Origin of the sequence: Delftia sp. GW456-R20, assembly GCF_001622915.1 — a bacterium.
In the GTDB taxonomy this organism is placed as follows: domain Bacteria; phylum Pseudomonadota; class Gammaproteobacteria; order Burkholderiales; family Burkholderiaceae_C; genus Comamonas; species Comamonas acidovorans.
In genome coordinates this window covers 1,322,875-1,339,493 of the sequence record NZ_LWCN01000004.1, presented here as the reverse complement: position 1 = coordinate 1,339,493, position 16,619 = coordinate 1,322,875, and the positions used below count along the sequence as shown (strand labels likewise).

The following is a 16,619-nucleotide window of genomic DNA, read 5'->3' as shown; positions in this document are numbered from 1 at the left end:
CGCCAACCCATTGGAGACAAGAATGACAACGACAGAGATGGCGGCCGCCCTGCGGCCCGACATCGGCAGGCTGCTGAGGCCGCGTTCCATCGCCATCGTCGGCGCCTCGGCCACGCCGGGTGCGCTGGGCGCATCGGTGCTGGGCAATCTGGAGCGCAACGGCTTTGCCGGCGACATCCACCTGATCAATCCCAAGCGCAGCGAGATCGCCGGGCGGGCCTGCCTGGCCTCGGTTGATCAGCTGCCCGAAGGCGTGGATGTGGCCGTGCTGGCCATCCCTCAGCCCTTTGTACTGGACACGGTGCGCGCATTGGCGGAGCGCCGCGTGGGCGCGGCGGTGATCTTCTCGGCAGGCTTTGCCGAGGCGGGCGAGCGCGGCATGGCCGAGCAGCGCGAGATCGCACGCATTGCCGCCGAGGCGGGCATGGTGGTGGAAGGCCCCAACTGCCTGGGCTGCATCAACTACCTGCAGCGCGTGCCGCTGACCTTTGTCGAAGTGAATATCGACGCGCAGCAGGCCGATGCCACGCGGCCCGCCATTGGCGTGGTCTCGCAAAGCGGCGCCATGATGACCGTGCTGTGCACCACGCTGGCCAGCCGCGCGCTGCCGCTGTCGCACGCCATCTCCACGGGCAACGAGGCCGCCAGCCATGCCGAGGACTATGTGGACTTCCTGCTGGAGCAGCCTTCCACGCGCGTGGTCGCCATGATCGTCGAGCAGTTCCGCCAGCCCGCGCGCATCCTGGCCGCCGTGGCCCATGCGCGCAGCCTGGGCAAGTCCGTGGTGCTGCTGCACCCGGGCAAGAGCAGCGCGGCGCGCGCCTCGGCCGCCACGCACACCGGTGCCATGGCCGGCGACTATGCGCTGATGCGCACCAAGCTGGAACGCGCAGGCGCGGTGTTTGCCGAGACACTGGAGGAGCTGGGCGACATCGCCGAGATCGCCATCCGCTGCCCGGTGCTGCCATCAACTGGTGCGGCTGGTGCGGCCGCTGCAGCCGGTGCAGCGGGAGTTGCCGTGCTGGGCGAGTCCGGCGCCTTCAAGGCGCTGACGCTGGACTGGGCCGAGGAACTGGGCCTGGCCCTGCCCGCCATCGGCGACGACGACTCGCCCGCGCTGCGTGCTGCACTGCCCGAGTTCGTGGGCGTGAGCAACCCGCTGGACCTCACGGCCCAGGGCCTGGTGGAGCCGGACCTGTATTTCCGCACGCTGGATGCGCTGTTTGGCGATGCGCGCTTTTCCGCCGTCCTGGTCGGCCTGATCCAGGGCGACCCGGTGACCTGCGGCATCAAGATGCCGCCCGTGCTGCGCGCCGTGCGCGAGCTGCGGCCGGCCAAGCCCGTCATCGTCGCGGGCCTGGACGAGGGCGCGGCCGTGCCTGCCGAGTTCATCGCCGAGATGCGTGCGCTGGGCGTGCCGTACTTCCCCAGCACCGAGCGTGCCCTGCGCGCCGTGCAGCGCCTGACCGCCTTCAGCCAGCGCAGTTTCGAGCGCACCGATGCCCAGCCCATCGCTCTGGCCCTGCCCGCAGGCCGCACGGTGGTGCCCGAGTACGAATCCAAGGCCGTGCTGGCACAGGCCGGCATACCCTTTGCGCGCGGCCGGCTGGCCACCTCGGCCGAGCAGGCCGTGGCGATTGCGTCGGAGATCGGCTGGCCCGTGGCGCTCAAGGCCCAGTCCGCCGACCTCAGCCACAAGAGCGATGCGGGCGGCGTGATCCTGAACATTGCCGATGCGCAGGCCATGGGCGAGGCCTGGGGCCGGCTGCATGCCAACGTGGCGGCCTATGACAGCGCCATTGCGCTGGACGGCGTGCTGATCGAGGCCATGGGCCAACGCGGCCTGGAGATGATCATCGGCGCGCGCAACGATCCGCAGTGGGGCCCGGTGATCCTGGCCGGCTTGGGGGGCGTGACGGCCGAGATCATGCGCGATGCGCGCCTGCTGGACGCCGACCTGTCCACCGGCGAGGTGCTGCGCGAGCTGGACCGCCTGCAGGGCGCGCCGCTGCTGCACGGCTACCGTGGCGCCCCGGCGCTGGACCGCCAGGCGCTGGCCGAGCTCATCGTGCGCCTGGGCCAGGTGCTGCGCGGCACGCCGGCCATCCGCGAGATCGACCTGAACCCGGTCATCGTGCTGCCCGAAGGGCAGGGCGTGGTCGCGCTTGATGCGCTGATGCTGGTCGAGCACAGCGCGGGTTGATGCCCGCGCAAGGGCTGGCGCGGCGCGCCGGCCCTTTTCATGCGCATCCCTTTTTCGCTTTCCCGCTTTCCTTTTTCCGCTTCCCCTTCCTCCACAGGAGGTCTCCATGAGCCTGCCTTACCCGCCGGGCCGCGTGTCCACGCCCGCGCCGGCCGAGTCGAACGGACTCGGCTATGCCTACTACGTCACCATCATCCTGCTGCTGGCCTACACCCTGTCCTTTGTGGACCGGCAGATCCTGGGCCTGCTGGTGCAGCCCATCAAGAAGGATCTGCAGCTGTCGGACTGGGTGTTCAGCATCGTCCACGGCTTTGCCTTCGCCATCTTCTACACCTTCGTCGGCATCTTCCTGGGGCGCCTGGCCGACCGCTGGAACCGCCGCAACCTCATCGTCATCGGCATGGCGATCTGGGTGGTGGCCACGGCGGCCGGTGGCTATGTCACGGGCTTTGTCTCGCTGTTCGTGGCGCGCATGTTCGTGGGCGTGGGCGAGGCGGCGCTGTCGCCGGCTGCCTATTCCATGCTGGCCGACTACTTCCCGCCCGAGCGCCGCGCGCGCGCCATGAGCATCTACACCTCGGGCGTGTACATCGGCTCGGCCACCGCCTTCATCGTGGGCGGCCTGGTCATCCAGGCCACCAGCCAGGCCGGCGAGGTGGTGTTCCCGCTGCTGGGCAGCTTCAAGCCCTGGCAGGCGGCCTTCATCTTCGTGGCCCTGCCCGGCATTCCGCTGGTGGCGCTGATGTACACCGTGCGCGAGCCGGTGCGCCGCGGCCTGCAGGCGGCAGGCGCCTCCGCCAGGGCCGCCGCTGCGGCAGGCCCCGCGCCCGATCTGTCCCATGTGTTCCGCAACAAGCGCGCCTTCCTGCCGCTGCTGCTGGCGCCTGGCATCACGGCCATGATCACCTTTGGCGTCACGGCCTGGCTGCCGGCCACCTTCATTCGCCAGTGGGGCTGGACGCCCGGCGAGATCGGCCCGGCCTACGGCGTCATCATCCTGACCTTCGGCATTGGCGGCATGCTGCTCAGCGGCTTCCTGGCCGACTACCTCACGGCGCGCGGCAAGCAGGTGGGCTCGATCGTCATCTCGCTGGTGGCCACCGGCGTGCTCATCGCCAGCGGCCTGGTGCTGGCCTTTGCGCCTTCGCCCACCGTGGCCCTGGTGGCCGTGGCGGTCACCACCTTCTTCCTGGGCATGCCGGTGGCGCTGGCGCCGCCCATCCTGCAGGCGGTCACGCCCAACCAGCTGCGCGGCCAGGTGACTTCCATCTACCTGCTGCTGATCAACCTGATCGGCCTGGGGCTTGGTCCCTTCCTCGTGGCCTTCTTCACCGACTTCGTCTTCCATGACGAAAAGCTCGTGGGCCTGTCGCTGGGCCTGGTGTCCGCCCTGGCCGCGCTGCTGTCCGTGCTGTGCCTGGCCAGCGCCATCGGCCCCTACCGCCGCCTGGTCGCGGCCATGGAGGGCCGGGCATGAGCGCGCAGGCATCGCATTGCTCGCATTACCAGCCGCCGCTGCAGGACATCCGCTTCGTCCAGCAGCACTGGCTGGGCGCAGAGGCCGACTGGCGCCGCATGCCGGCCCATGACGCCCTGGACCAGGAGACGGCCGACATGGTGGTCGAGGCGGCCGGGCGCTTTTGCGCCGACGTGCTGGCCCCGCTCAACGGCCCGGCCGACCTGCAGGGCTGCCGCCTGCAAGAGGGCAGGGTGCGCACGCCCGACGGCTTTCCCGAGGCCTATGCGGCCTTCGTGGAAGCCGGCTGGCCGGCCCTGGCCTGCGCGCCCGAGGCCGGCGGCCAGGGCCTGCCCCAGCTGCTGGATGCCGCGCTGCACGAAATGCTGGCCTCGGCCAACCATGGCTGGACCATGTACCCGGGCATCCTGCACGGCGCCTATGCCTGCCTGCACGCCCATGGCGACGCGCACCTGCGCGCCACCTATCTGCCGCACATCGTCAGCGGGCGCTGGCTGGCCACCATGTGCCTGACCGAGCCCCAGGCCGGCTCCGACCTGGGCCTGCTGCGCAGCCAGGCCCGGCCCCGGGGCGATGGCAGCTACAGCCTGGACGGCAGCAAGATCTTCATCTCGGGCGGCGACCAGGACATGAGCGAGAACATCGTGCACCTGGTGCTGGCGCGCCTGCCCGATGCGCCGGCGGGCACGCGCGGGCTGTCGCTGTTCCTGGCGCCGCGCGGCATTCCGCAGGACGGCGGCGGGTTCCTGCCCAACGCCATTCACTGCGACGGCATTGAAAAGAAGATGGGCATCAAGGGCAGCGCCACCTGCGCCATGCGCTTCGAGGGTGCGCAGGCCTGGCTGGTGGGCCAGCCCCACCAGGGCCTGGCCGCCATGTTCGTGATGATGAATTCCGCCCGCCTGCACGTGGGCCTGCAGGGCCTGGGCCATGCCGAGATGGCCTGGCAACTGGCGCGCGCCTATGCGGCCGAGCGCCGCCAGATGCGCGCCCAGCCGCGGCCCGCCGATGCGCAGGGCCCCGCCGACCCCATCGCCCTGCAGCCTGCCGTGCAGCGCATGCTGGCCGACCTGCGTGTCTGGACCGAAGGCATGCGAGCCATTGCAGGCTGGGTGGCGCACCAGCTGGATCTGGCCGAACAGGCGCCGGATGCCGAGGAGCGCGCCCAGGCCCATGCGCTGGCCTCGCTGCTCACGCCCGTGGTCAAGTCCTTCTTCACCGAGCGGGGCTTTGCGCTGGCCAGCGAGGCGCTGCAAGTCTTCGGCGGCTACGGCTATGTGCACGAGTACCGCATCGAGCAGACGCTGCGCGATGCGCGCATCGCCATGATCTACGAGGGCACGAACCAGATCCAGGCGCTGGACCTGCTGCAGCGCAAGGTGGCCGCCAGCGGCGGGGCCGCGCTGGCACCGCTGCTGGCGGCACTGCGCGAGGAGGCCGCTGCCTGCGAGGCGGCGGGCATGGAGCCCGGCCTGGCCGGCGCGCTGCGCAGCTGGAGCGATCGCACCGAAGCGCTGACGGGCGCGCTGTGCGCCCGCGCCGCAGGCGACGCCCCGTTGCTGGCGCGCTGCGCCGAGGACTATCTGCGCCTGGTCGGCACGCTGTGCATGGCCTTTGCCTGGGCGCGCGCGGCGCGCGTCAGCCAGCCGCTGGCCGATCCGGCGCTGCGCCTCTCCAAGGCGGACAGCGCGGCCTGGTTCTTCGCGCATGGGCTGCTGGATGCGGAGCACTGGCTGCGCCGCACCGAGTCCGCCGCCCGCACGCCGCTGCCGGCTGCCGTGGCCTGAGCGGGCAGCCGGGGCTTTTATGATGGAACGTCGCACCGGCCCTGAAGATCCGCAGGCGCCGGGGCGGCTTTGCCTCGGTGTGCCTTCTTCCTCTTCCAGATCCGTGTCCATGGACAGCTCCTCCGAACCCGCCGTCGATCAGTCGCGCCTGCAGCGTTTCCTGGGCTACCGCCTCACGCGCGCGGAAATCCACATCCACAAGCTGTTCGCGCGGCGCGTGGCCGAACTGGACCTCAAGCCCAGCGAGTTCTCCATCCTGGTGCTGATCCACTCCAATCCCGGCATCTACCTGCGCCAGCTGGGCGAGGCGCTGGACATCTCGCCCTCCAACCTGGTGCCGGTGGTCGAGCGCCTGGTGCAGCGCGGGCTCATCGGGCGCCAGCCCGATCCGCGCGACCGCCGGCTGCAGCAGCTGCACATGACGGCCGAAGGCAGCGCGCTGCAGGCGCGGGCCGAGGGCGTGGTGGTGCAACTGGAAGACGAGCTGGAGCAACTTCTGACCGCCACCGAGCAGCGCCATCTGTTCGCGGCCCTGGACAAGCTCATGGCCATCCAGGAAAGCCAGCCGGGCTGAACCGCCGCGCCGCCAGCTTTCCAACCCCTGGCCGGCGCCGGCCATGCGGCGCTGCGGCACAATGCCGACCATGCTGATGTACCCGCAGATCGATCCCGTGGCCCTGCAGATCGGGCCCCTCGCCGTGCACTGGTACGGCCTGACCTATCTGGCCGCTTTCGGCCTCTTCCTCTGGCTGGGAACGCGCAGGCTGCGCCACCCGCCCTTCGTGCGCATGCAGGGCGACCGCGCCTGGACGCGCAAGGACGTGGAAGACATTCTTTTCCTGGGCGTGCTCGGCGTCGTCGTCGGCGGCCGGCTGGGCTACTGCCTGTTCTACAAGCCGGGCTACTACCTGAGCCACCCGCTGGAGATCTTCTATGTCTGGCAGGGCGGCATGAGCTTTCATGGCGGCCTGGTCGGCGTGATCGCCTCCATGGTCTGGTTCGCGCGATCGCGGGCCCGCTCCTGGCTGGAGGTGGCCGACTTCGTCGCGCCCTGCGTGCCCACGGGCCTGGCGGCCGGCCGCATCGGCAACTTCATCAACGGGGAACTGTGGGGCCGCTTCGCCAGCCCCGAGCTGCCCTGGGCCATGGTCTTCCCGCAAAGCGGCTCCATGCTGCCGCGCCACCCCTCGCAGGTCTACCAGTTCCTGCTGGAAGGCCTGCTGCTGTTCGTGCTGCTGTGGCTGTATGCGCGCAAGGAGCACAAGCCGGGCCAGGTGGCGGCGGTCTTCCTCGTTGGCTACGGAGCCTTCCGCTTCATTGCCGAGTACTTCCGCGAGCCCGATGACTTCCTGGGCCTGCTGTCGCTGGGCATGAGCATGGGCCAGTGGCTGTGCGTGCCCATGGTGATCGGCGGCATCGCCATGTGGTTCTGGGCCGCGGGGCGCCCGGCCTATCCTGCCCAGGCGGGCAAGCCGGCCTGAGGCCGGCGGTACGCACGGATACGAAGCGGGCCTGGTGCCCGCTTTTTTTTGTGCAAGGTTGACGGGAGAGGGGACAGGGGCATGCATGGGGATAGCCCGAAGACAAGAACGCGACATCGGCGTACACGGTCTGCCGTGCAGACTCTCATAATGTGAGCAGTAAAAGATTGTCATTGGCCGATTGGCGGCATGACAGTCTCGTGACCGCTTGACATGGAGGAACTTCTGAATGGGTCTGGCTACTGACTGGATTGCCCGCAATGTGTCCCGCTTTCGCAGCACCGATGCGGCTGCGCCTGCAACAAAGTCCGAGGGCGAGGCAGCCAAGGGACCCGCGCCGCGCGGCACGGCACAGCGCCTGCAGGCCACCCTGCGGCGCGGCCAGGAAGTGCTGTCCCCGCGCGAGCTGCGCAAGCTCATGGAAGACCTGCAGGCTGCCGCCGACGCCGGCCTGAGCGATGTCGAGGGCGGCCGCCATGCGCAACTGCTCATGGACTGGTACGCCCAGGCCGAGCTGCCTGCGCACAAGGATTTCTGGGCGCTGATCGTCGAGCAGTTCGGCCCCGATACCGAAGCCCTGATGGCCGCGCGCAAGCGCTATGACACGGCGGCCAGCGATGCCGAGCGCGGCCAGGCCGAGATGGACCTGCGCCGCGCGCTGATGTCGCCGCGCACGCGGCTGCTGCAGCGCTTTGCCCAGCCCCAGGGCGGCATGGGCTTTCTGGTGGACCTGCGCGCCGAACTCCTGGCCCTGCCCAAGGCGGAGCAGCAGCGCTTTTCCGCGCTGGACGCCGAGTTGGAGCATCTGTTTGCCAACTGGTTCGACGTGGCCCTGCTGGAGCTGCGCCGCCTGAGCTGGGACTCGCCGGCCTCGCTGATCGAAAAGCTCATCCAGTACGAGGCCGTGCACGACATCCGCAGCTGGGCCGACCTCAAGAACCGCCTGGACAGCGACCGTCGCTGCTACGGGTTCTTCCACCCGCGCATGCCCACCGTGCCCCTGATCTTCGTGGAGGTGGCGCTGGTGGACCGGATGTCCGACAGCATCGCCCCGCTGCTGGACGAGACGGCGGCGGCCGCCGATCTGGGCCGCGCCACCACGGCCATCTTCTACTCCATCAGCAACACCCAGGCCGGCCTGCGCGGCGTGAGCTTTGGCGACTCGCTGATCAAGCATGTGGTGGAGACGCTGACGGGCGAGTTCCCCCGGCTGCGCCATTTCGCCACGCTGTCTCCCATTCCGGGCCTGCGTGCCTGGATCGCCAAGCACGGCGATGCCATCCTGGAGAAGATGGACGAGCGCCAGCGCAAGGCCTTCGAGCTCAAGGCCGGCGGCATGGGCGCCGAGCACCTGCTGGCGGCGCTGGATGCGCCGCAGGATCTCAAGCCCGACGCACCCGTGCGCCGCGCACTGCTGTTCTGCGCCGCCCACTATCTGGGGCGCGAGACGGCCAAGGGCCGGCCGCTGGACCCGGTGGCACGCTTTCACCTGGGCAACGGGGCGCGCGTGGAGCGGCTCAACTGGGCGGCCGACCTGTCGGCCAAGGGACTCAAGCAGTCGCTGGGGCTGATGGTCAACTACCTCTACGACCTCAAGCGCCTGGACAAGCATCGCGGCCTGCTGGCGCAGGGCCGCATACCGGTGTCCTCGGACATCGAAGCCCTGTGCAAATGAAAAGGGGCGCGGCGCAGGCCGTGCCCCTTTTCTTGCACAGGGACTGCTGCGCCTGACAACGAAGACAGCCTCAAAGAGGCGACAAGGAGACAAGTCATGCAAGCTTCCCACCCCACGGGGCGGCGCGCGGTGTTGCGCGCAGCCGGGGCCTCGATGGCCGCGCTGGCCCTGCCCATGGCAGCCCGCGCGGCGGCGGACTGGCCGTCCAAACCCGTGAACCTGGTCGTGCCGTTTCCGGCCGGCGGGGGCACCGATGCCTTTGCCCGGCCGTTCTCGGCCCAGTTCGCCAAGAGCGCGGGCAAGACCCTGGTGATCGACAACCGCGGCGGCGCAGGCGGCACCCTGGGCGCCAGCTACGCGGCCAAGCTGGCGCCGGACGGCTACAACTTCTTCATGGGCGGCACCCACCATGTGATTGCGCCGTCCATGTACCCGCGCCTGGACTATGACCTGGAGCGCGACTTCATCGCGCTGGCCCTGCTGGCCAGCGTGCCACAGGTGCTGGTGGTCAACCCGCGCAACGTGCCGCACAAGACCGTGCAGGAGCTGCTGTCCGACCTGCGCAAGCGGCCGGGCAAGCTCAACTACGCCTCGGCGGGCGCGGGCACCTCGCACCACCTGGCCGGCGAGCTGTTCAAGCTGCAGACCAACACCTTCATCACCCACATTCCCTATCGGGGCGCGGGCCCGGCGCTGCAGGACCTGATCGCCGGCAATGTGGACATGATGTTCGACGGCCTGGGCTCGTCGGCCCAGCACATCAAGAGCGGACGCATCCGCGCGCTGATGGTCTCGGGGGACAAGCGCAACCCCGCCTTCCCCGACGTGCCCTGCGCGGCCGAGTCCGGCCTGCCCGACTACACGGTCACGACCTGGTACGGCCTGTGGGCGCCCAAGGGCACGCCGCAGGCCGTGCAGGCCCAGGTCATCGACCAGGTGCAGCGCATAGGCTCGGCCGAAGAGATCAAGTCCATCTGGGCGCGCAACGGCGCCGACTACGGCGGCATGAACCAGCAGCAGTTCGCGGCCATGGTGCATGGCGAGATCGCGCGCTGGGCGCAGGTGGTCAAGGCCTCGGGCGCCAAGCTGGAGTAGCGGACGAGGGGCTGGTCAGGGCAGGGGCAGGGCAGGGGCAGGGCGGCGGCATGCGCGTGCATGTCACCACCCTGTCACGGGCCTTGGCTACGGTCCATCCCTTCTGAGATCCATCCTGGGAGGGAATATGAACAAGGCAGACAAGGTCCGCTCGCCCGCATCCGTGCTGCTCGCGCTGGTCCTGGCTTTCGGCACGGCCACGGGCCTGGCAGGCTGCGGCGGCAGCGACGACGGCCCCGAGACCATCGGCTCGCTGCGGCTGATCGGCGACTACAGCATCAAGACCAAGACACTGTTCGACGGCGTGGAGTTCGGCGGCATCTCCGGCCTGGACCGCGCGCCCGATGGCAGCTACTGGGCCATCTCCGATGAGCGCGGCGGCGAGCGTGGCACGCCGCGCTTCTACAACCTGGGCATTCAGTTCGATGACAAGGCCATCCAGGCCGTGACTATCCGCAAGATGGTCACGCTCAAGGGCCGCGACGGCCAGCCGCTGCCCGGCACGCGCCGCACCGTGGACCCCGAAGGCATCCGCGTGGCGCCCAACGGCAACCTCTACGTATCCAGCGAGGGCAACTTCAGCACCGACCCCGCCAGCCTGTTCCAGCCCTTTGTGCGCGAGATCAGGGTCGACGGCAGCTTCGTGCGCGACTTCGAGACGCCTGCGGCCTTCAACTACGTGGACAACACCACCAGCGGAGGGCGCAACAACAAGCTGTTCGAGGCCCTGGCCGTCACGCCCGACGGCAGCGTGTTCACGGCCAACGAGGATGCGCTGGTGGAAGACGGCCCCCTCACCACGCTGGCTGCGGGCAGCGTCATCCGCGTCCTCAAGCTCGATCCGGCCACGGGCAAGTCGGGCGCGCAGTACGCCTACCAACTGCCGAAGATTCCCCTGGACAAGGCCGCCAGCGGCAGCTTTCCGCCGGACAACGGCCTGCCCGAGCTGCTGGCGGTCTCCAACAACGAGTTCATCGCCATCGAGCGCGCCTTTGCCGATGGCGTGGGCAACACCATCCGCCTGACGCGCGCCACCATCGAGCCCGACACCACCGACGTGCGCAGCTTCAAGAGCCTGGTGGGCGCCAGCTACAAGCCCATGAAGCGCGAGCTGCTGCTGGAAATGCCCGTGACCTACCAGGGCGTCAAGCTGGACAACATCGAAGGCATCTCCTGGGGTCCGCGCCTGGCCAACGGCAACCGCACCCTGGTGCTGGTGGCCGACAACAACTTCGCGGACAACCAGGTCACGCAGTTCCTGGCCTTCGAAGTGCGGCCCTGAGCCCTCTTCGGGCTACCTTGACTTGCGCGGGCGCTCGTACCCCGCCTGCGCGGGCGCGCCCAGCACCATGTCGGTGAAGGCGCTGCCGCCTGCGCAGATGTGCTGGCGCATGGCCTCGGCGGCCACCTCCGCCTGGCCTGCACAGATGGCGGCCACCACGGTGGCGTGCTCCTGCTGCGAGCGCGCAAGCCGGCCGGGTTTCTCGAACATGCGGCCCCGGTAGGGCGTGATGCGCAGCCGCAGCAGCCGCGTCTGCTCCACGATGAAGTCGTTGCCGCTGGCCTCGTATATCAGTTCGTGCAGCTGCATGTTGGCCTGCACATAGCCTTCGGCATCCTGCGCCTGGGCGCAGGCAGCGGTGTGCGCCAGCGCCGCCTGCAGCCGCTCGCGCAGCTGCGCATGGATGCGCGTGGCAGCCAGCCGTGCCAGCACGCCTTCCAGCTCGGCCAGGCCTTCCATCATGGCCACCAGCTCGCGCGCATCCAGCCGCCGCACATAGATGCCCGAGCGCGGAACGATCTCTACCAGCCCCTTGGCCACCAGCAGCAGCAGCGCCTCGCGCACGGGGGTGCGCGAGGCGCCGAAGCGTTCGCACAGGGCCGGCTCGTCGATGGCGTCGCCGGGCCGCATGGCGCCCGAGCGCAGCTCGTCTTCCAGCGATTGCCGTATACGCTCCTGCAGGCTGGACGTGGCCGGGGTTTTCTCCAATGGCTGCTTGGCTGGAAGCATTTTCTAATTCAAATATATCTGATTGACTGACTGATACATATGACACCCAGACTCGACATCCAGGATCACCTGGCCACCATCACGCTGCAGCGCCCCGAAGCGGCCAACAAGCTGGCCCCGGAAGACCTGGGCGCGCTGGTCGCGCACATGGAGCATATCAACCACCGCGACGATGTGCGCGTGGTGGTGCTGCGCAGCGAAGGCAAGTACTTTTGCAGTGGTTATGATATATCAGAGATCCAGGGCAGCCAGACCGAGGGCAGCAGCTTCGGCGAGATGGTGGACGCCATCGAACAATGCCGCGCCGTGACCGTGGCCGCCATCCACGGCGGCGTCTACGGCGGCGCCACCGACATGGCCCTGGCCTGCGACTTTCGCGTGGGCAGCACGGCGGCCGAAATGTTCATGCCGGCCGCGCGCCTGGGCCTGCATTTCTACGCGGGCGGGCTGGAGCGCTATGTCTCGCGCCTGGGCCTGGACACGGCCAAGCGGCTGTTCCTGACCTGCGAGCGCATCCAGGCCCCGGAGATGAAGGCCTGCGGATTCCTCACCCATCTGGCCGATCCCGCCGCCTTCGCCGCGGCCGTGGAGCAGCTCACCGGCACGCTGGCCGCCATGGCGCCCATCCCCCTGTTCGGCATGAAAAAGCACCTGAACCTGATCGCGCGCGGCCGCCATGACGTGGCCGAGATCACGCGCGAGGTGCAGCGCAGCATCGCCTCCGAAGACCTGCAGGAAGGCGGCCGGGCCTGGCGCGAGAAGCGCAGCCCGGAGTTCAAGGGGCGCTGAACCGCATCCTCCCGCATACACGCAGATTGCCCGTGGTGCTGCCTACCGCCCACAGCCCACGGAACCGGCGCGGCCCAACTCGGGGACACCGAGGAAGGGCCGCTCCCGCACCGAGGGTGTCGTCCCCCTTTGGGGGAAGGCGCGCAGCGACTCAGGGGGTATCAATAAACAGGAGACAAGCCATGTTCAAGCGTTTTGCACTGTCGTTGCTGCTGGCCGGATTGGCCGGTGGCACGATGGCCCAGTCCTATCCCGCCCGGCCCGTCACGCTGGTCGTGGGATTTCCGCCCGGCGGCGGCGCCGACGCGGTGGCGCGCATCGTGGCCGACAAGGTCGGCAAGATCCTGGGCCAGCCCCTGCTGGTGGACAACCGCCCGGGCGCCGGCACCACGCTGGCCTCCGAGCATGTGGCGCGTGCAGCGCCCGACGGCTACACGCTGCTGCTGGGCAGCGCCAATATCTATGGCTCGGACCAGCTGCTCTACAAGAGCGCGCGCTATGACGGCGCGCGCAACTTCACGGGCATCACGCGCTGGAGTTCGGCCCCCATGCTGCTGGCCGTGCGCAAGGATTTTCCGGGCCAGGGCGTGGGCGATCTGGTGGCGCTGGCGCGCAGCCAGCCCGACAAGCTCAGCTATTCCTCCTCGGGCGCAGGCGTGATCACGCACCTAGCCACGCTGTCGTTCGCGGGCGCCAGCGGTGGGCTGCGCATGCTGCATGTGCCGTTCAAGGGCGGTGCGCCATCGATACAGGCCGTGGCCGCCGGCGATGTGGACCTGACCTTCGGCACGCCGCCCTCGGTGCTGCCGCTGGCCCAGGCGGGCAAGCTGCGCATGCTGGCCGTGAGCACGGCAGAACGTTCGCCGCTCTTCCCCGACCTGCCGGGCATGAAGGAGTCCGGCATGCCGGGCTTTGACTACACCTTCTGGTTCGGGCTGTTCGCACCGGCGGGCCTGCCCGAGGAGGTGGCCAGGAAGCTGTTCGATGCCAGCACCAAGGCCCTGGAAGACCCCGATGTCAAGGCCAGGCTGGCCAAGCAGGGCAATCTGGCCGCGCCCTCGGCATCCCTAGAAGAATTCCGCGCCTGGGCCCTCAAGGAAGGGCAGGAGTCCAAGGCCCTGACCCAGCGTTCCGGCGCCGGGCTGCAGTGAGACACCCCCTGAGGCGCCACACGCCTTCCCCCTCTCGCTTCGCGGGGGGACGACACCCTCGGTGCGGGAGCGGCCCTTCCTCGGTGTCCTGGTCTTGGGCCCCGCCGGTCCCACAGGTTGTGGGTGTCGCATCAAGCAATAGATAACGATATGGAAATCCCTATGAATGAACAAGCCACGGGCCTGCCGCTGGAAGGCCTTACCGTCATCGACCTCACGCGCGTGCTGGCCGGCCCCATGTGCACTCAGATGCTGGCCGACCTGGGCGCGCGCGTGATCAAGGTGGAGCAGCCCGGCACGGGCGACGATGCGCGCGGCATCGGGCCGTTTGTGGACGGAGGGTCGGCCTATTTCCTGTCGGTGAACCGCAACAAGGAATCCATTGCGCTGGACCTCAAGCAGCCGCAGGACCGCGAGGTCTTCGAGCGCCTGCTGCAAGGCGCCGATGTGCTGGTCGAGAACTTCCGCCCCGGCACCATGGACAAGCTCGGCTATGGCTGGGAGACCCTGCATGCGCGCCATCCCCGGCTGGTGATGACGTCGGTCTCTGGCTTTGGCCAGACGGGTCCCTACAGCGGCTTTCCTGCCTACGACATGGTGGTGCAGGCCATGAGCGGAATGATGAGCGTGACCGGCCACCCGGGTGCCGGGCCCTGCCGCGTGGGCGTGTCCATCGGCGACCTGGGCGCAGGGCTGTACGCCGTCATCGGCACGCAGGCCGCACTCATGCGCCGCGCCCGCACGGGGCAGGGCGAGCGTGTCGATGTTTCTATGCTCGACTGCCAGGTGGCCCTGCTGGAGAACCCCGTGGCGCGGCTCGGCGCGCTGGGCAGCGTGCCGGGGCCCATGGGTACGCGGCATCCGTCCATGGCACCCTTCGATGTATTCACGGCGCAGGACGGCTGGTTCGTCATCGCCGTGGGCAGCGATGCGCTGTTCCGCAAGCTGTGCAGCCTGCTGCAATTGCCCGAACTGGCCGAGGACGCGCGCTTTGCCGGCAATGCCCTGCGCTGCGAGCACCAGGCCGAACTCAAGGCCGCGCTGGAGGCGCGCCTGCGGGACAGTCCCAGGGCGCATTGGCTGCGCCTGCTCACTGATAATGGCATCCCGGCGGGGGAGTACAACAGCGTGGCCGATGTCGTCGAGCACCCCCAGGTGCGCGAGCGCGGCATGCTGGCCCAGGTGCAGGCCCCCGGTGGCCAGACGCTGCGCGTGGCGGGCAACCCCTTGCTGGCCGCGTGCGATCAGCCCCTGGTGCGCAGGCAGCCGCCCGCGCTGGACGCGGACCGCGAGCGCATCCTGCGCGAGCTGTCCGTGGCGCAGTCTTCGCCCAACCATGAACGTGCCTGAGATTTCCCTGCTTCCCGCGGACTCTTCCTTCTTCTTCACAGCCATGACCAACCGCAATCTGTTCGCTGCCTTGCGCGCCGCCTTTCCCCAGGATCTGCAGAAGTGGGCCGTAGAGGCCATAGGCGCGGACGGCGCCAGCCTGTTCTACAGCTGGGCCGACCTGGACCGTGGCAGCGCGCGCATGGCCAACCTGCTGCAGTCGCTGCAACTGCCGCCCGCCAGCCGCATCGCCGTGCAGGTGGAAAAGTCGGTCGAGGCGCTGATGCTCTACCTGGCCACGCTGCGCAGCGGCCACGTCTTCCTGCCGCTGAACACTGCCTACCAGAGCGCCGAGATCGAATACTTCGTGGGCAATGCCGAGCCAGCCGTCGTGGTCTGCGCGCCAGGCAGTTTCGGCTGGGTCTCCAAGATCGCCTTCACCTCGGGCGTGGCCCATGTCTACACCCTGGGCGACGACCGCAGCGGCACGCTGCTGGAACGCGCGGCCCACCATGGCGACGAGCATGAGGTGGTGGAGCGCGGCGAGGACGACCTGGCCGCCATCCTCTACACCAGCGGCACCACGGGCCGCAGCAAGGGGGCGATGCTCACGCACGGCAACATGCTGTCCAACGCCGAGACGCTCAAGGACTACTGGGGCTGGCAGGACGGCGACGTGCTCATCCACGCGCTGCCCATCTTCCATGTGCACGGCCTGTTCGTGGCCATCCACGGCGCGCTGATCAATGGCAGCCCCATGATCTGGCTGTCCAAGTTCGAGCCCGGCACGGTGATCTCGCGCATGCGCGACGCCACCGTCTTCATGGGCGTGCCCACGCTCTACGTGCGCATGCTGGCGGACGCGCGGCTCACGCGCGAGGCGGCGGCCCACATGCGGCTGTTCATCTCGGGCTCGGCCCCCATGCTGGTGGAGACGCACCGCGACTGGCAGGAGCGCACCGGCCACGTCATCCTGGAGCGCTACGGCATGAGCGAGACCATCATGCTGACCTCCAATCCCTACCGCGCCGACGCGCACAACGGCGGCCAGTCCGAGCGCCGCGCCGGCACCGTGGGCTTTGCGCTGCCCGGCGTGGGCGTGCGCATCGTGGACGACGCAGGCGAGCAGGTGCCCGTGGGCGAGATCGGCAACATCCAGGTGCGTGGCCCCAATGTGTTCAAGGGCTACTGGCGCATGCCCGAGAAGACGGCCGAGGAGTTCACGGCCGATGGCTGGTTCCGCACGGGCGACGTGGGCAAGCTCGACGAGCGGGACTATGTGAGCATCGTGGGCCGCAGCAAGGACCTGATCATCTCGGGCGGCTACAACGTCTATCCGGCCGAGATCGAAGGCTTCATCAACGAGCTGCCCGGCGTGGCCGAAAGCGCCCTGGTCGGCGTGCCGCACCCGGACTTCGGCGAAGTGGGCGTGGCCGTGGTCGTGCCGCGCCCCGGGGCCGCCCTGGAGCCCCAGGCGGTGGTCGATGCGCTCAAGGGCCAGCTGGCCAATTTCAAGATTCCCAAGCGCTGCTTCGTAGTGCAGGAGCTGCCGCGCAACACCATGGGCAAGGTGCAGAAGAACCTGCTGCGCGACGAACACAAGCAGCTGTTCGCCTGAGTT

At 69.0% G+C, this 16,619-nt stretch carries 13 protein-coding genes; 12 read left to right on the top strand and 1 reads right to left on the bottom strand.

The features are described 5' to 3' along the window. The first annotated feature begins 22 nt into the window (after window positions 1-22). The 8 genes from A4F85_RS11385 (at window position 23) to A4F85_RS11350 (ending at window position 11,000) form a co-directional block, all read left to right on the top strand. On the top strand, window positions 23-2,203 hold the full coding sequence (locus A4F85_RS11385) for an acetate--CoA ligase family protein (RefSeq protein ID WP_063326634.1): 2,181 nt from the start codon (window positions 23-25) through the stop codon (window positions 2,201-2,203). 106 nt (window positions 2,204-2,309) lie between these two features. Next, window positions 2,310-3,680: a spinster family MFS transporter gene (locus A4F85_RS11380; RefSeq protein ID WP_063326633.1), complete on the top strand. Its 1,371-nt coding sequence runs from the start codon at window positions 2,310-2,312 to the stop codon at window positions 3,678-3,680. Then, on the top strand, window positions 3,677-5,467 hold the full coding sequence (locus A4F85_RS11375; protein WP_063326632.1) for an acyl-CoA dehydrogenase: 1,791 nt from the start codon (window positions 3,677-3,679) through the stop codon (window positions 5,465-5,467). The genes A4F85_RS11380 and A4F85_RS11375 overlap by 4 nt, the downstream gene beginning before the upstream one ends. Before the next feature lie 109 nt (window positions 5,468-5,576). Then, a complete protein-coding gene (locus A4F85_RS11370) occupies window positions 5,577-6,041 on the top strand; it encodes a MarR family winged helix-turn-helix transcriptional regulator (protein ID WP_013803237.1) in 465 nt (154 codons plus the stop codon). Between the two features lie 61 nt (window positions 6,042-6,102). Next, complete coding sequence (lgt, locus tag A4F85_RS11365; protein ID WP_231890526.1) at window positions 6,103-6,948, top strand: prolipoprotein diacylglyceryl transferase; 846 nt, start codon at window positions 6,103-6,105, stop codon at window positions 6,946-6,948. A 229-nt stretch (window positions 6,949-7,177) separates the two neighbouring features. Further along, on the top strand, window positions 7,178-8,623 hold the full coding sequence (locus A4F85_RS11360; protein ID WP_043819465.1) for a malonyl-CoA decarboxylase: 1,446 nt from the start codon (window positions 7,178-7,180) through the stop codon (window positions 8,621-8,623). 96 nt (window positions 8,624-8,719) lie between these two features. Beyond that, on the top strand, window positions 8,720-9,718 hold the full coding sequence (locus A4F85_RS11355; RefSeq protein WP_012204613.1) for a Bug family tripartite tricarboxylate transporter substrate binding protein: 999 nt from the start codon (window positions 8,720-8,722) through the stop codon (window positions 9,716-9,718). A 127-nt stretch (window positions 9,719-9,845) separates the two neighbouring features. Beyond that, window positions 9,846-11,000: an esterase-like activity of phytase family protein gene (locus tag A4F85_RS11350; protein WP_016445191.1), complete on the top strand. Its 1,155-nt coding sequence runs from the start codon at window positions 9,846-9,848 to the stop codon at window positions 10,998-11,000. 12 nt (window positions 11,001-11,012) lie between these two features. Here A4F85_RS11350 and A4F85_RS11345 read toward each other — a convergent pair whose 3' ends face one another. Then, window positions 11,013-11,729, bottom strand: coding sequence for a GntR family transcriptional regulator (locus tag A4F85_RS11345; protein WP_013803234.1), 717 nt, complete (start codon window positions 11,727-11,729; stop codon window positions 11,013-11,015). Window positions 11,730-11,768: 39 nt separating this feature from the next. Here A4F85_RS11345 and A4F85_RS11340 point away from each other — a divergent pair, with 39 nt between their 5' ends. From A4F85_RS11340 to A4F85_RS11325, 4 genes are all read left to right on the top strand, one after another. Continuing rightward, a complete protein-coding gene (locus A4F85_RS11340; protein ID WP_012204616.1) occupies window positions 11,769-12,518 on the top strand; it encodes an enoyl-CoA hydratase/isomerase family protein in 750 nt (249 codons plus the stop codon). 182 nt (window positions 12,519-12,700) lie between these two features. Beyond that, window positions 12,701-13,669, top strand: a complete 969-nt coding sequence (locus tag A4F85_RS11335; protein WP_063326630.1) for a Bug family tripartite tricarboxylate transporter substrate binding protein — start codon at window positions 12,701-12,703, stop codon at window positions 13,667-13,669. A gap of 162 nt (window positions 13,670-13,831) precedes the next feature. Next, on the top strand, window positions 13,832-15,019 hold the full coding sequence (locus A4F85_RS11330; protein ID WP_063326629.1) for a CaiB/BaiF CoA transferase family protein: 1,188 nt from the start codon (window positions 13,832-13,834) through the stop codon (window positions 15,017-15,019). Window positions 15,020-15,062: 43 nt separating this feature from the next. Then, window positions 15,063-16,616 (top strand): malonate--CoA ligase, encoded by a 1,554-nt coding sequence (locus tag A4F85_RS11325; protein WP_063327962.1) that lies wholly within the window; start codon window positions 15,063-15,065, stop codon window positions 16,614-16,616. Window positions 16,617-16,619 lie beyond the last annotated feature (3 nt).

Coding starts and splice junctions, on each gene's coding strand:
- A4F85_RS11345 (WP_013803234.1), bottom strand. CDS start 11,729: ATGCTTCCAGCCAAGCAGCCATTGGAGAAAACCCCGGCCACGTCCAGC.
- A4F85_RS11375 (WP_063326632.1), top strand. CDS start 3,677: ATGAGCGCGCAGGCATCGCATTGCTCGCATTACCAGCCGCCGCTGCAG.
- A4F85_RS11350 (WP_016445191.1), top strand. CDS start 9,846: ATGAACAAGGCAGACAAGGTCCGCTCGCCCGCATCCGTGCTGCTCGCG.
- A4F85_RS11385 (WP_063326634.1), top strand. CDS start 23: ATGACAACGACAGAGATGGCGGCCGCCCTGCGGCCCGACATCGGCAGG.
- A4F85_RS11360 (WP_043819465.1), top strand. CDS start 7,178: ATGGGTCTGGCTACTGACTGGATTGCCCGCAATGTGTCCCGCTTTCGC.
- A4F85_RS11340 (WP_012204616.1), top strand. CDS start 11,769: ATGACACCCAGACTCGACATCCAGGATCACCTGGCCACCATCACGCTG.
- A4F85_RS11330 (WP_063326629.1), top strand. CDS start 13,832: ATGAATGAACAAGCCACGGGCCTGCCGCTGGAAGGCCTTACCGTCATC.
- A4F85_RS11370 (WP_013803237.1), top strand. CDS start 5,577: ATGGACAGCTCCTCCGAACCCGCCGTCGATCAGTCGCGCCTGCAGCGT.
- lgt (WP_231890526.1), top strand. CDS start 6,103: ATGCCGACCATGCTGATGTACCCGCAGATCGATCCCGTGGCCCTGCAG.
- A4F85_RS11325 (WP_063327962.1), top strand. CDS start 15,063: ATGACCAACCGCAATCTGTTCGCTGCCTTGCGCGCCGCCTTTCCCCAG.
- A4F85_RS11335 (WP_063326630.1), top strand. CDS start 12,701: ATGTTCAAGCGTTTTGCACTGTCGTTGCTGCTGGCCGGATTGGCCGGT.
- A4F85_RS11355 (WP_012204613.1), top strand. CDS start 8,720: ATGCAAGCTTCCCACCCCACGGGGCGGCGCGCGGTGTTGCGCGCAGCC.
- A4F85_RS11380 (WP_063326633.1), top strand. CDS start 2,310: ATGAGCCTGCCTTACCCGCCGGGCCGCGTGTCCACGCCCGCGCCGGCC.